Below are 13,316 nucleotides of genomic sequence, written 5' to 3'. Positions count from 1 at the left end.
CCCTCCGACAGATTATTGACGGATTATATAATAAGGAGTGTTCGTGTCAATCCGCCATCTCGCCGCGACCCTGCTGCTCGCATCGTGCGCAACTCCGTCGCCGCCTGTGAAACCAGTCGATGGCGGGGTGGAACTGCTCAACGCCCGCGTCGGCAAGTCGCAGTTTCGCGAAGGTTGGTCCGGCGATGGCGAAGCGCGCATCCATTACGTTGAAGGCGGGAAGGGCCCCGTCGTCCTGTTCGTCCACGGCTTCCCGAGCACCTGGTATGTCTGGGCGGACCAATTGGCGGCTTTTGCGACGTGCCGGCGCGTGATCGCGATCGACGCGCCGGGGGCAAACCTGTCCGGACGGCCCGGGGAGGATGCGGCCTATCGCATCGGCCGGCTGGCCGCTCGGCTCGACGCGCTCGTCGACGAACTGGGCGGTGGTGGCAAGGTCACGCTCGTCGGCCACGATTGGGGCGGGGCGCTGGTCTGGTCCTATGCCGAATGGAAGCCGGACAAGGTCGAGCGCCTCGCCGTGTTCAGCGCACCCCCCTACGACCTCTTCCTCGAGATGGCGGCGGGCGATCCGGAGCAACGCGCGCGCTCAGGCTACATGAACACGTTCCGCTCGCTCGACCGCGAGACGATTAGCGCCCGCGGGATCGATGCAAGGATCTGGAAAACGGCCTACGGGCACATGGTCGATCGCGGCGTCCTCACCCCAGCCGAGGGCGAATTGTTCCGCAAGGCGCTGACCCCCGCGGCACTCGACGCGGGAATGGCGTGGTATCGCGCCAACATGCCCCCCTTCGATGCGATCGATCTCACGCGCGATTCCTGGCCTGCCGTGGGCGCTTCGACACCCGTGCCGACCTTGCTGGTCGAGGGAAGCGAGGATCGCACATTCGTAGACGACATGGCGCTGCGCGCTCGCGGGCACGCGGGCGATCTCACCGCCTTGAAAATCGACGGTGTTGCTCACTGGACTCCGTTCGAGAAGCCGGACGAGGCGAATGCCGCGCTCGGTCGGTTTCTCGGGTTGCCTGGGGGGGAATGCCCGAAGGATTAGCGTTTGTTGCGTCTAGCGCGCCGATCCTTCCGCGATCCGCTTGAAGACATAGCCGCCCGAAGCAGGACCCCACACGAGCCCACCGGCTGGATCGAAGCCCCGGTCCCAGTTGATATATGCGTCTACAGTGGTGATCGAGAGGCTCTGCATCCGCGCTGCGCCTTTGTAGCCGTTCTCGCAGCTTTCGGTGCGGCCGGTATAGGTACCGATCGCCACTTTCTCGAGCCGGTTGTGGCACGAAGGCGGAGCGAGGTCGGCTGGGCTCAGACCGGCTGCATCTGCTGCTTCTTCGATATTGAGCCATTTCGCCCCGTCGCGGACCCGGTAGTTGTCTCGCCGCAGGACACCCGGCTCGTTCGCGCGTACGCGGGCAACGAACTGGAAGTAGGGCCGCGCGCGCGCTTCGTCCGGCGTGCGCCCCTCCTGGTTGATGATCGCCTGCTGCTGGTAGAGCCAGACGCCATCGGTACGATCGGGCCATATGCGGACGACACGCGCCTCGGCCCAGTCGTAGCGCGGATCGGCGCGGTGCTGCTCTTCGCTGGAAAAGACCCCAACCGCCGCCTGGGCGTAGTCGAGAGCCGGGTCGGGAGTTGCCATCGCCGCGGCAAGAAGAAGGAGCGACACTGCGGGCCTCTCTAGTCGTCGGATACGAGGAGGACCGTCACATCGGCGATGCCCTCGCGCAGCCTGGCCACCTCGCGGTATTCGGGCGAGTCCCAGAACGCTTTCGCCGCGCCGCGATCGGGCCATTTCGAAACGACGACCGACGCGCCATCGACGCTGGCTCCTTCGAGTGTCTCGACCCCCCTCGCGCGGATTTCGTATTCTCCGCCAAACTGTGCGACCAGCTGCGCAGCGGCGGGCGCGTATCCGGCCATGAAGGTCGCCCGGTCGTGGACCTTGGCGGTGATGACGAGCCAGGCGGTCATGGGGAAACCCTTTCCTTGAAGCGGGACGGAACAGCAAAAGTCTCGGCGGGCAGGTCATCGTTGACTCGCGCGACCTTCCAGTGGACGGTGTTGGCGCGTACGCCGTTGTAGAACAGTGTGACCTCGCGGGCCTGAAGCCACCGCGGCTCCTTCAGCATGACGAAATCGTCGTACACGCGCTCATGCCAGCCGCGCGGCGTGGCAAAACCCATGTACCGGATGAATCGACTCTCGCGGTCGATCCCGAACAGCGTCGCCTGCCCGCCCGGATCGATCACCCGGATCATGTCGAGTGCGTGACCGTCGATCGTGCGGCCTGGTGCGCTCTCGAGCCTGAACCCGTCCTTCAGGGCCTGGCGGATCACGCCGAAGCCGAAGTTCGACGCCCAGTATGCGTCGGCCTCCGCCTTGGGGACCACGCCCTTGTCGTTCCACGTCGTTTCGCCGTCAAAACCGACTTCGAACATCGTGGTAGTGCCCTTGCGGGCTAGGATGCGGACCTTCCCGTCCGCTCCATGCGCGGACTTGCGGTCGGGATCCATCGCGCGCCACATGCGGTAATCGTCTGAGCGCGAGGCAACGCCCGGCTTGTCCGGCGCGTAGAAATCCGCGGTCCCTTCGAGCACCAGCGTTCGCGGGGCGAGCCAGATTTCGCCACCGGCGACCTCGATCGCTTTTTCCAGGATTTCGCGCGGACCGTCCTCGGCGTTGAGCGGCACCGATAGGAACAGGAACAAGGCGGCAAGCGGGCGCATCGTCATCTCCCCTCCGCACGTGCTAAAGTTGTCCGGACATATTTGCAATCGCCGGTATCTGCGTTACCAATCCGGAATGCGCATCCTGCCGATCGTTTCGCCTCTCCTGCTGTTGCTCTGCGGCGCGACTTCTCCGCCCGATGCGAGGCTACCGGACGGCTACTGGACGAACGAGGAGGATCGCTATTTCACTGCCGATAGCGGTGGCCCCTCGCTCGATTGGACAGGGATCGAAGTTTCCGGCGGGCAATGGCGGCGGGTCGACGCGTATCGCGCCCCCAAGGGCGAATGGGCGCCGCTGCCGGTGCCAAGGCTGACGCGAGATTCCGACGGACGCTGGATGATGCCCAGCGCCTCAGGCCCTGCGACCGAACTGCGGCGCGGCCAGGAATTCACATGCTGGATGGCGATCCCGAAGTTCGCCAAGAAGCCCGACGGCAGCGACGATCTCGTCTTCGCGAGCAAGATGTCGGTCCACGACCAGGGTGGCCGGGTAACCGCGGGAGGCGGCGACAGCGGGGCGCCCGAAGTAATCTTCCGCTTGCGCCAGGTCGTCTGGCCGGCGCCGTCGACCAACAAGCCATCGCTCGTCCTCTACGTGATCAAACCGGATGCGCCAGAGAAAGCCGTGTCCTATTCCTGGGCGGACCCGAGCGCGAAATTGATCGGCATCAACTTGCGCTGGGTACAGGGCAGTTGTTCGCGCGCCGACTGACGCTTGCCGCGCTGCCGCGACTGTCGCATCATCGCGTGACCGCTTGACAAGCACGTACCGAGCGGGAAAGTTGTCCGGACAAATTATGCGATCGGAATCACGATGACCGCCGCTCCTCCTCCGCCGTTCACCGCGCTCACGCGCCACCCCATGCTGCCGGACGTCTCGCACGACGAGGCGGCGCGGTTCAACTTCCTCGCCGGGCTCAACCAGTACCTGTCGGGAGCGATCGGCGCGGGCAACCGGCTTGCTTACGAGAAACGCGTGCTTCCGGCCTTTCGCGCCGAGCACGGCCGCGATCCCGAGCATCGCTACGAAGTCCGCGACGCGATGAACCGTGATCCGTGGCACCGGTTCTGGTCCGGCTTAAAGCGCAATTCGATGGAGATGCGCCAGCACAACGGGCGCCAGGTGGTGCTGCGCCAGCTCGACGCGCTCGATGCGATGGCGCGGCAGTTCAACGAGCACTCGGGACAGCTCGAACTCGATCCCAAGGTCGAACAGCCATTCTATCAGACCGCGGTCGACATCCACTGCCAGCCGGGCGGTTATCACTCGGAGGAGCGGCCCGGCGACGTGTCCGTCGGCGCGAACTACGACGTCGGGATCTTCGCGACCACTGGAGGTCAGCTCGGCGGGCTCAACGACGGCGGGGGTCAGGCAGTCGCCGCTTGGGCGCGCAGGGAGCGTCCTGATTGGCAACCGCTGCGGATCCTGGATGTTGGGGCGACGGTGGGCCACAACGCCATTCCCATCGCGCAGGCCTTTCCCGACGCAGAGGTAATCGCGATCGACACGGCTGCCGCCTCGCTGCGTTATGGCGCGGCACGGGCGGCTGGGCTCGGCGTGAAGAACATCCGCTTCGTGCAGGCGAGCGGCGAGGACCTGTCGCGCTGGCCGGATGGCTATTTCGACTGGGTGCAGACGACAATGTTCCTGCACGAACTGTCGTCGAAAGCGATGCCGCGGCTGCTCGCCGAATGTCACCGCGTCCTCGCGCCCGGCGGGCTGATCCTGCACGTCGAGCAACCGCAATACTCGGACGAGATGCCGCTGTTCGAGCAATTCATGCGCGACTGGGACGCGTTCAATAACAACGAGCCCTTCTGGTCGGCGATGCACGGACATGACCTGAAGCAGGTCATGGCCGATGCCGGCTTCCCGAAGGACAGCCAGTTTGTGATCGGGGTGCGCGCGGTTGTCGACCGGGACATCTTCCCCGACGCGCCGTCGGGCGAGGGCGAGGACTTCGGCCGCGCCGCGGTGTGGAACGCGTACGGTGCGTGGAAGCCCGCTGCACAGGCTGCCGCGGCGTGAGCGATCCCGCGGACGAACAGATCGACTGGATCTCCCGCTCGGGGAAGCGGGCAAAAGGCAAGCGGCCCGAGTACTTCGACGACCCCGCGACCGACCGCCTGCTGTCGATCGTGATGGCGCTCGTCGGCGAAGTTTCGGTGCTGCGCGAGCGGCTCGATACGGTCGAGCGACTCCTCGAGAAGAGCGGAACCATCCGGCGCGAGGATATCGAGACCTATGCGCCCGACCGCGCCGCGGGCGAGGAACGCGCGCTGGCCACGCGGGCCTACATCGCGCGGGTCATGCGCGCGCTGCAGCAGGAACTCGAAGCGATGGAGGCTGACGACCCGCCGATCATGGAATGGGTCGAGCGACTGGCGCGCGAATAGTGGGCCGAAGGGGAGGGGCAAATGGAATTCCTGACGACGAACGAGCTCAGCATCCTTCGCTGGCTGCACATCCTCGCGATGGTCTACTGGCTCGGCGGCGAGTGGGGGGTGTTCCAGACGAGCTACCACGTGACCAATCCGGCGCTCCCGTTGGAAGAGCGCCGCCGACACATGGAAACCGCCTACCGCATCGACATCCTGGCGCGGACCGGCATCGTGCTGCTGCTCCCACTGGGGCTCCACATGGGCAAGCTCTACGGCTTCGTGCCCTCGCTCGATGGCGGCGGCATCTGGCTGATGTGGCTGTTCTTCGCGGTCTGGCTGGCGATGACCTGGACCGCCTTCATCAAGCGCGAGACCGACATCGGGATCAAGGTGACCCGCACCGAGGAGCTGCTGCGCTATCCCCTGATCGCGGCAATCATCGTCGTGTCCGTCATGGCATATGGCGGCAGCGGGCCGGTGGAGGTTTCTGAAGGCAATTTCTGGTACCCGACCAAGATGCTGATGTACGCCTTCGCGCTCTGCATCGGGTTGTTCCTGCGGCTCGTCATGCGGCGCTGGACGGCGCGCTTCCGCATTCTCGCCGCGGGTCCCGATGCCGAGCAGGAAGCGGCACTGGCGCGCGAGATCGGCCAGGCGCGGATAGCGGCCTACATCTACTGGATCACCATCGCGACGGTATGCTTCCTGGGGGCGGTGAAGCCGTTCTGAGGCCTCACTTCAGCAGCTGGTTCATCTCGATCAGGATGCCGTCGGGGTCGAAGAAGTTGCAGCCCATCACGCGGATCGGCGGACCGCCGTTGCGGCCCTCGTATTCCTGGAGCCGCGGCTCCGCGGTGAAGGTCACGCCGGGTACCGACTTCGCGGCGGCGCAGCGCCCTTCGACGTCGTCGGTATTCATAACGATCACCACGCCGCCCGGCCCCATGCGCTTCGGATAGGGACCGGGATCGGCGAGCTTCGGGTCGAGCCACTCCATGAGGCCGATCCAGCCGATAAACGGGTCGTTCGCATTGAGCAGCACCAGCCGCGCTTTCGCGCCGGGAACACCCGCGGGCAGCGCGACGCCCGACATCTCGACCACGGTGTCGTAGTTGACCTTCATGCCAACGACGTCGCGGTAGAGCTTCAGGCTGTCTTCCATGTTGCGCACGATCAGCGTCGTACGGCGTACGTCGGTGGGGAGGCGATCCTTCGGCGCCTCCACCCCAGGTGACGATGTCGCGGCAAATTGCGGCGGCGGGGTCGCTGCACATCCAGCGAGAAGCAATCCCAGGGCTAGCGCAGCAATCCTCATCGCGTTTCCTCCACCGCGCCGCCGGACAGCAGCGCCTCTATTCGGTCTTCGTCATAGCCGAGCCCGGCGAGCACCATCCTCGCATCGGCGCCGGGGCGAGGCAGGGCGGTCGCGCCGCCGGGGCGCTTGCCGTCCATCTCGAGCGGAATGGTCGGAAGTCTCGTTTCGCGTCCGTCATCGAGCGTGACCGGTTCCAACCCATGCGCGGCAAGGTGGGGGTCGTCGAACAGATCCTCCGGTCGCCCGATCGGCGCGAATGGCATGCCGGTGCTGTCGAGTTTCTCGATCACCTCCGCGCGGGTCATGGTGCCGATGAGGTCGCGGATGCGGGGCATGATCCGGTCGCGAGCGAGCACGCGGCTGTTGTTGGCGCGCAAGCTCTCGTCGGCCCAGAGGTCGTCGAGCCCGAACAGGCCGCAGAATTTCTCCCACAGCGCGTCGGTCACGACGCCGATGAACACCGGCTCGTCCCGCGTCTCGAATACATCGTAGATCGCCCAGGCGCTGACCCGCGCGGGCATCGGCGCGGCGGGTTTCCCGGTCGCGGCGAACTGGGCCATGTGTTGGCCGACGAGATAGACGGTGGTCTCGAACAGCGATGCGACGACCTTCTGCCCGCGCCCGGTGCGGTGCCGCTCCTCGAGCGCGGCGAGCACGCCGATCACGCCGAACATGCCGCCGGTCACGTCGATCACGCTCGCCCCGGCGCGCAAGGGGCGTCCCGGCGGCCCGGTCATGTAGGCGAGCCCGCCCATCATCTGCGCAACTTCGTCCAGCGCGGTGCGCTGTTCGTACGGGCCGGGAAGGAAGCCCTTTTCAGAGCAATAGATCAGCCGCGGATTGGTTTCGGACAGCGTGTCGAAGTCTAGGCCCAGCCGGTCGAGCGCGCCGGGGCGGAAGTTCTCGACCAGCACGTCGGCGTTCGCGCACAGGTCGCGCGCGACCTCCAGCCCCGCGTCCGACTTGAGGTCGAGGCAGATCGACGCCTTGCCGCGGTTGTACATCGGGAAATACCCCGCGCCCGAACCGAGCAAGCGCCGTGTCTGATCGCCGCCGATCGGCTCGACGCGGACGACGTCTGCACCGAGCCCGGCGAGGATGTGCCCCACGGTGGGCCCCATCACCATGTGGGTGAATTCGACGACGCGGATGCCGGCGAGCGGAGCGGGGCCGTCGCTCATCCTGCGATCCTTTCGGCGTAGTCGAGCATCGGTCCGGCATCGGGCGTGAACCCGTAGAGCGGCTCGCCCGGCAGCGCCTCGGCGACGATCTTGCGCACTTCGAGCAGTTTCTCGAGGTCGATTCCCGTATCGAAACCCATGCTGTTGAGCATCAGCACAAGGTCTTCGGTGACGATATTGCCCGATGCTCCCGGGGCGAACGGGCAGCCGCCGAGCCCGCCGAGCGAGGCGTCGAGCGTGGTGATCCCGACCTCCAGCCCCGCCACCGCATTGGCGAGGCCGAGGCCGCGGGTGTTGTGGAGATGGAGCGTGGTCAGCCGGTCGCCGGCGACGCGCCGGACGGCCTGGACAAGCCGCCTGACCTGGGCCGGGTCGGCATAGCCGGTCGTGTCCGACAGCCCGACCTCGTCGGCGCCCGCCTCGAGCGCCTTCTCCGCCAAGCGTACAACGGTGTCCTGCGGCACCGCGCCTTCGATCGTGCACCCGAACGCGGTGGCGAGCCCGACCGCGAAGTGCTTGCCGCCGGCATGGGCGATGCGCGCGGCTTCCTCGATTTCCAGCAACATGGCCGGATGGTCCTTGCGGACGTTCTTGATCGAGTGCGTTTCGCTCATCGAGAACGGGATGCTCATCGCGTCGACCCCGGCCTCGACCGCGCGCGCCGCGCCCTTGGCGTTGGGCACCAGCGCGACGACGTTGAGGCCGGGAATGGTCTTGGCGAAAGCGACAAGTTCGGTGGTGTCGGCCATCTGCGGCAGGAGGCTGGGCGGAACGAAGCTGCCGACCTCGATCTCGCGCACGCCCGCGGCGGCCTCGGCGGCGATCCACGCCTTCTTGGCTTCGAGCGGCATGACCCGGTCGATCGACTGCAAGCCGTCGCGCGGGCCGACTTCGGAGACGAGGATACGGGTCATCGGACGGGACCTGTCACAGTGAAAGGGGGCTTTTTCTGCAAACGCGCCCTGGCGCCAAATGATTGGTCATGAAGGCAATTTCCGCAAAATCCGTGCTGGACATGTAACCTTTGCGAATCCAACAGGGTCCTCCCTTCCCAGACCGGGAATGTGCATGGATCCTGTGCGTGTAGGAAAGCGGTCATCGCTGCGCTCCGTCATCCGTCCGACGCGGCGAAAGATAGACCCATGGCCTCCTGGTCATGTCCACGCGCATCCAGCGGTCGAACGTGTCCTTGAGATGGTTCAGCGTAACGTCGATCGCATCGAGCCCGCCGAGCAGCATCTCCTTCGCCTCGGGATCGATTTCGAACGGCCAGCTCTCCTCGCCCGCGCTGACGGTCTGTGCCGCGAGGTCGATCCGCACCATCTCCCAGGCGAGCGAGCGAACGACCTCTTCGGGCAGTTCGATTGGCAAGAGGCCGTTGCGGATGCAGTTGGCCTTGAAGATCGGCGCGAAGCTGGGGGCGATGATCGCCTCGATGCCGAACTCGGCTAGCGCCCAGACCGCGTGCTCTCGGCTCGAACCGCAGCCGAAGTTTTTGCCCGCGAGGATGAGGCGGGTGCCGATCGCGTCGCGCTGGTTGAGCACGAACGAAGGATCGCGCGTGCGGCTCGCGGCATCGGTGTAGCGCCACGGCGCGAACAGCCCGTCGGCAAGGCCCGCGCGTCCCGTGCTCTTCATCTCACGGCTGGGGATGATCGTGTCGGTGTCGATGTTGTCGCGCAGCAGCGGCACGGCCGGGCTGGTGATGGTCGTCACGGGATTCATGCGGCGACCCTTGCGAGCAGCGGCCGCGGATCGGCGATGGCCCCCGCGAGCGCGCTTGCGGCGACCGTTTCCGGCGAGGCAATGTGCGTGCGGATGCCCGGGCCCTGGCGCCCTTCGAAATTGCGGTTGGTGCTGGAGATCACCCGGCTGCCCGGCGCGAAGCCTTCGCCGCCCGCATAGAAGCACAGCGAGCAGCCGCTCATCCGCCACTCGAACCCGGCCGCCTCGAACACCTTGTCGAGCCCTTCGGCTTCCGCCGCACGCTTCACCGCCATGCTGCCGGGCACAACGAGCGCCTTGCGGATCGATGGCGCGATCCGCTTGCCGCGCAGGAGCGCTGCGGCCTTGCGCAAGTCCGACAGCCGGCTGTTGGTGCAACTGCCGATGAAGGCGGCGTCGACCGGGGTCCCACCGATCGCGTGTCCGGCATCGAGGCCGATGTAGTCGTGCGCTCTCGCCGGCCCCTGGGGCACCGCTCCGTCCACCGGGATCGCCTGTTCGGGGCTGGTGCCCCAACTGACCATCGGCGCGATCGAGGAAGCGTCGATCGCAATCTCGCGGTCGAACGTCGCGGCGTCGTCGCTGCGGAGCGTCGCCCAGTGGGGATGGTCGAAGGCTGCGGGGGCGTAGCGGCGGCCAGCGAGCCAGGCAAAGGCCGCTTCGTCCGGCGCGACGATCCCGGTCATCGCCGCGAACTCGGTTGCCATGTTGCACAGCGTCATGCGCGCTTCCATGTCGAGCGCGCGCACCGCGCTTCCGGCGAACTCGACCGCGAAGCCCGCGCCGCCGCCTGCGCCGTGGCGTGCGATGAGCGCGAGTGCCATATCCTTGGCGGTGACCCCGGGGGAGAGTGCCCCGTCGAAGCTGACACGCATGGTCTGCGGACGCGGCAGGCGCAGGGTGCCGGTGACCATCGCGTGCTCGGCCTCGCTCGAACCGATGCCCCACGCGAGCGCGCCGAAGGCCCCCTGGGTGCACGTGTGGCTGTCGGGCGCGACGAGGGTGATGCCGGGCAGCACGATGCCGAGTTCGGGCGAGATCACGTGGACGATCCCCTGGTCGGGGCTGTCGACGTCGAACAGCGTGATGCCCGCCGCGCGGCAGGCCTCGCGCGTCTCGGAGATGAAGGCCTGCCCGCCGGGCATCAGCGTCGCGTCGGTTCGGCCGGGGCGGGTATCGACGATGTGATCGGTCACTGCGAACACCCGCGCCGGATCGTGCACGGAGCGGCCCATCTCGGCCATGCGCTTCAGGGCCGAAGCGCCGGTCCGCTCGTGCAGAAACACCCGGTCGATCGCGATCAGGTCCGCGCCGCCGGGGGTGGTTGCCACCCGGTGCGCGTCCCAGATCCTGTCGACCAGCGTCTGCGGCATGGATCCAGTCTACCCTTCCAGCGACCGCCAGTCGCGTGTGACGAGCGTCTCCTGAATGGCGGTTCGGGTCTCGAGCTGGCCATTGCGGATCCAGTGCCACGTGCGGCAGCGGCTCTGCCCGTCGTCGGCGAGCTGGATCATCTCGTAGAGATAGAGCGACGGATCGCCCTGCCGCTGCCAGTAGAGCATGACTGTGCGGTTGTACTCGTCGAGCGGGACTTCGGCCGCCCAGCCCTTGATGAGGTCGTTGTCCCACCAGACGCGCCCATCGCGGTACTCGGCGGGAAAATCGCGCACGTCGGTGCGGCCGTCGGCCCAGGTGTAATGGTTGGTCTGGTGATAGGCGTGCGGGCCGTCTTCGGGAAAGCGGCAGAACAGGCGGCTTGCATGCTCGTCAATCTTCTCGTTGGCGGCGTTGAAATAGGTGTAGGTCCCGTCCCACACGCCTTCGTGGCGGGCGAGTAGCGGCATCGCGGTACGTATGTCGGTCAAGCGGGGTCTCCGGTTCGGTCGATGAGAAGCTTGTGGAAGCGACGCGCCGCGCCGCCGGCGCGCAGGCGGGCACGGGCGCGGCGGGCGATGGCTTCAGGGTCGAGCGCGGCGGAATCGACCGGCAGCGCGTGATCCTTGTCGGCGGCGTACCAGGGGCGGAACAGCGCCTCGGCGCGGGCCGCGCTCCATGCGCGAAGCAGATGGCTGCCGTACCTGTCGGGGGCGAGGTCGGGGTAGAGCAGGTCGGGGTCGCCCTGCGGGACCTGCGGCCAGGCGATGTGCCGCGCGCCGAGTGCATCGCGTGCGGCCTCTATCGCGTCCTCCATGTCGGCGAAATCCGACGACAGCCCGTGTCCCGGCACGTCGATCGCGACTTCGTTCGGCCCCGGGTCGGTCAGTTCGTTTGCGGGAGCCTGGAGCACCATCCGCTCGGCATCGCGCTCTCCGCGCCAGTGGATCAGGCCCTCGCCGATAGTGAGCCAGCCTTCGTTCGCATCTTCCGCGATTAGCGCCGGTGCGTCGGTTGCATGGCGGCGAAGGAAGGCGAGGCTCTCCGCTTCGTGCTCGGCCGGCGTGGCGACTGCATGCGCGTGCCAATTCGGCGGCATGTCTCCGAGCCGCTCGATATGCGCACACAATGGATCGCCCTGGTACGCGGTGATCAGAACTGGAGCCGTTATGGATTCGGGTGCCGGAATGTCGCGGGGCGCGCGCAGGACCGCGCCGTATCCCGCGCGATAGGCGTCGCCCGCGTCGAGCATCTCCATCACCGCGGCGTTGACCCGGCCGACATCGGTGTGCGCGACCGACAGGCGCGCTTCGTCGCGAATATCGAACCACGGGAAGAACCAGCTCTGCTCGAGCATCCGGTTCCAAAGCCACGTGAGGTGCTCGCCGTATGAAGAAGGGCGGAACGGCGGCAGGTAGCTGTCGCCGAAAATGCGCATCTCTTCCTCGGTCCAGATCGCGTAACCGCCGATCGCGAGCCCAGAGAAACGCTCCGGGTGTCGCTTGAGCGCGGTGACGAGGATGATCCCGCCGGAGTGGAACCCATAGGCCGCGCAGGTTTCGACTCCGAGCGCCGCCAGGAATTCGTCGAGCGCGTCTGCGAAATCAGCGATCTCGGGTTCGCCGGGCAGCGGATCGGACTGGCCGAAGCCCGGTGTGTCGGGCGCCACGCAGGTGAAATGCGCGCTCCACTCGCGCATGAGCCGCTCGTACTCGGCGGAACTGCGCGGGCTCTGATGCACCATCAGAAGCAAGGGCCCGCTGCCGCACTTGCGGTAGTGGACACGGCGGCCGGAAGCCGGAATGGTGAGTACGTGGCGCGTTATCACTGCCGCAAAGTTGTCCGGACAAATTTCACTCGACAAGCCCCTACGCGGGATTATTGTCGGGGTCCAGTAGGAAGGCGAGGAGCACAATGGATTTGATCGGCACGCGAATGGTCAGCGACGGCAAGACCGCACGCCAGCTGTTCGAGGAAGTGATGGCGAACCCGGCGCGCAGGAAGTTCGGCTTCGGCGAAAAGCTCGCCATCGTGAACGTCGATTTCCAGCAGGCCTACACCCGGATCGACAGGTTCGCGACCGCCTACGAGACCGACCCGCGCCAGATAGACCATGCGAACACGATCAGCCGCCTAGCGCGGGAGCGGGGCATGCCGGTGGTGTGGACACGGGTCGCCTACAAGGACGACGCCGGCGACGCGGGGGTGTGGGGCACACGCACCGACACGCCCGACTCCTTGCAGAACATCAAGTACGAGTCCGAGCGGCACCAGTACGACGAACGCTGCGACATCCAGCCCGACGACCTCCAGTACACCAAGCGCATGCCGAGTGCGTTCTTTGAGACGCCGCTTGCGAGCTATCTCGTGTGGCACAAGGTCGATACCGTGGTGGTGACCGGCGGCTCGACCAGCGGCTGCGTGCGGGCGACGGCGGTGGATGCGCTGAGCCACGGCTACCGCACGATCGTCCCTATCGAGACCTGTGCCGACAAGCACGAAAGCTACCACTTCGCCAACCTCACCGACCTCCAGCTCAAGTACGCCGACGTCGAGCCGGTGCAGGCGGTGATCGACTGGCTGGAGGCGCGCTGA

General features: G+C 66.6%; 16 protein-coding genes. 6 read left to right on the top strand and 10 right to left on the bottom strand.

The window, feature by feature from the left end:
- The first annotated feature begins 43 nt into the window (after nt 1-43).
- Complete coding sequence (locus tag A6F68_RS13020; RefSeq protein ID WP_198152611.1) at nt 44-1,054, top strand: alpha/beta fold hydrolase; 1,011 nt, start codon at nt 44-46, stop codon at nt 1,052-1,054.
- 12 nt (nt 1,055-1,066) lie between these two features.
- Here A6F68_RS13020 and A6F68_RS13015 read toward each other — a convergent pair whose 3' ends face one another.
- The 3 genes from A6F68_RS13015 to A6F68_RS13005 are packed head-to-tail and all read right to left on the bottom strand — an operon-like array spanning nt 1,067 to nt 2,741.
- Nucleotides 1,067-1,681, bottom strand: a complete 615-nt coding sequence (locus tag A6F68_RS13015; protein WP_198152610.1) for a chromophore lyase CpcT/CpeT — start codon at nt 1,679-1,681, stop codon at nt 1,067-1,069.
- Between the two features lie 11 nt (nt 1,682-1,692).
- Nucleotides 1,693-1,986, bottom strand: a complete 294-nt coding sequence (locus tag A6F68_RS13010) for a DUF1330 domain-containing protein (RefSeq protein ID WP_067680961.1) — start codon at nt 1,984-1,986, stop codon at nt 1,693-1,695.
- Nucleotides 1,983-2,741 carry a hypothetical protein gene (locus tag A6F68_RS13005; RefSeq protein WP_157096743.1) on the bottom strand — a complete coding sequence of 253 codons (759 nt, stop codon included), beginning with the start codon at nt 2,739-2,741 and terminating at the stop codon, nt 1,983-1,985. Before A6F68_RS13005 ends, A6F68_RS13010 begins: the two co-directional genes overlap by 4 nt.
- A gap of 76 nt (nt 2,742-2,817) precedes the next feature.
- Between A6F68_RS13005 and A6F68_RS13000 the strand changes: the two genes are divergently transcribed.
- The 4 genes from A6F68_RS13000 (at nt 2,818) to A6F68_RS12985 (ending at nt 5,855) form a co-directional block, all read left to right on the top strand.
- Nucleotides 2,818-3,456 carry a hypothetical protein gene (locus A6F68_RS13000; protein ID WP_067680957.1) on the top strand — a complete coding sequence of 213 codons (639 nt, stop codon included), beginning with the start codon at nt 2,818-2,820 and terminating at the stop codon, nt 3,454-3,456.
- 102 nt (nt 3,457-3,558) lie between these two features.
- On the top strand, nt 3,559-4,773 hold the full coding sequence (locus A6F68_RS12995; protein ID WP_067680954.1) for a class I SAM-dependent methyltransferase: 1,215 nt from the start codon (nt 3,559-3,561) through the stop codon (nt 4,771-4,773).
- Nucleotides 4,770-5,141: a hypothetical protein gene (locus tag A6F68_RS12990; RefSeq protein WP_067682676.1), complete on the top strand. Its 372-nt coding sequence runs from the start codon at nt 4,770-4,772 to the stop codon at nt 5,139-5,141. Before A6F68_RS12995 ends, A6F68_RS12990 begins: the two co-directional genes overlap by 4 nt.
- A 21-nt stretch (nt 5,142-5,162) precedes the next feature.
- Nucleotides 5,163-5,855 carry a hypothetical protein gene (locus tag A6F68_RS12985; RefSeq protein ID WP_067680951.1) on the top strand — a complete coding sequence of 231 codons (693 nt, stop codon included), beginning with the start codon at nt 5,163-5,165 and terminating at the stop codon, nt 5,853-5,855.
- Nucleotides 5,856-5,859: 4 nt separating this feature from the next.
- On the opposite strand, the gene A6F68_RS12980 is transcribed toward A6F68_RS12985, so the two are convergent.
- From A6F68_RS12980 to A6F68_RS12950, 7 genes are all read right to left on the bottom strand, one after another.
- Nucleotides 5,860-6,441, bottom strand: a complete 582-nt coding sequence (locus A6F68_RS12980; protein WP_084001828.1) for a VOC family protein — start codon at nt 6,439-6,441, stop codon at nt 5,860-5,862.
- Nucleotides 6,438-7,622 carry a CaiB/BaiF CoA transferase family protein gene (locus tag A6F68_RS12975; RefSeq protein WP_067680945.1) on the bottom strand — a complete coding sequence of 395 codons (1,185 nt, stop codon included), beginning with the start codon at nt 7,620-7,622 and terminating at the stop codon, nt 6,438-6,440. The genes A6F68_RS12980 and A6F68_RS12975 overlap by 4 nt, the downstream gene beginning before the upstream one ends.
- Complete coding sequence (locus A6F68_RS12970; RefSeq protein ID WP_067680942.1) at nt 7,619-8,536, bottom strand: hydroxymethylglutaryl-CoA lyase; 918 nt, start codon at nt 8,534-8,536, stop codon at nt 7,619-7,621. The genes A6F68_RS12975 and A6F68_RS12970 overlap by 4 nt, the downstream gene beginning before the upstream one ends.
- Nucleotides 8,537-8,717: 181 nt before the next feature.
- Entirely contained in the window at nt 8,718-9,347 is a 630-nt protein-coding gene (gene leuD / locus A6F68_RS12965; RefSeq protein WP_067680939.1) for a 3-isopropylmalate dehydratase small subunit, read from the bottom strand.
- The gene (locus A6F68_RS12960; RefSeq protein WP_067680936.1) at nt 9,344-10,720 is read right to left on the bottom strand and encodes a 3-isopropylmalate dehydratase large subunit; all 1,377 of its coding nucleotides are present in this window, start codon (nt 10,718-10,720) and stop codon (nt 9,344-9,346) included. Before A6F68_RS12960 ends, leuD begins: the two co-directional genes overlap by 4 nt.
- Before the next feature lie 9 nt (nt 10,721-10,729).
- The gene (locus tag A6F68_RS12955; RefSeq protein ID WP_067680933.1) at nt 10,730-11,212 is read right to left on the bottom strand and encodes a DUF3598 domain-containing protein; all 483 of its coding nucleotides are present in this window, start codon (nt 11,210-11,212) and stop codon (nt 10,730-10,732) included.
- On the bottom strand, nt 11,209-12,549 hold the full coding sequence (locus A6F68_RS12950) for an alpha/beta hydrolase (protein ID WP_067680930.1): 1,341 nt from the start codon (nt 12,547-12,549) through the stop codon (nt 11,209-11,211). Before A6F68_RS12950 ends, A6F68_RS12955 begins: the two co-directional genes overlap by 4 nt.
- Nucleotides 12,550-12,635: 86 nt before the next feature.
- Here A6F68_RS12950 and A6F68_RS12945 point away from each other — a divergent pair, with 86 nt between their 5' ends.
- Nucleotides 12,636-13,316 (top strand): isochorismatase family protein, encoded by a 681-nt coding sequence (locus A6F68_RS12945; protein ID WP_067680927.1) that lies wholly within the window; start codon nt 12,636-12,638, stop codon nt 13,314-13,316.

Source organism: Tsuneonella dongtanensis (genome assembly GCF_001698205.1).
GTDB lineage: Bacteria > Pseudomonadota > Alphaproteobacteria > Sphingomonadales > Sphingomonadaceae > Tsuneonella > Tsuneonella dongtanensis.
This window is presented reverse-complemented; position numbering and strand designations above follow the sequence as displayed.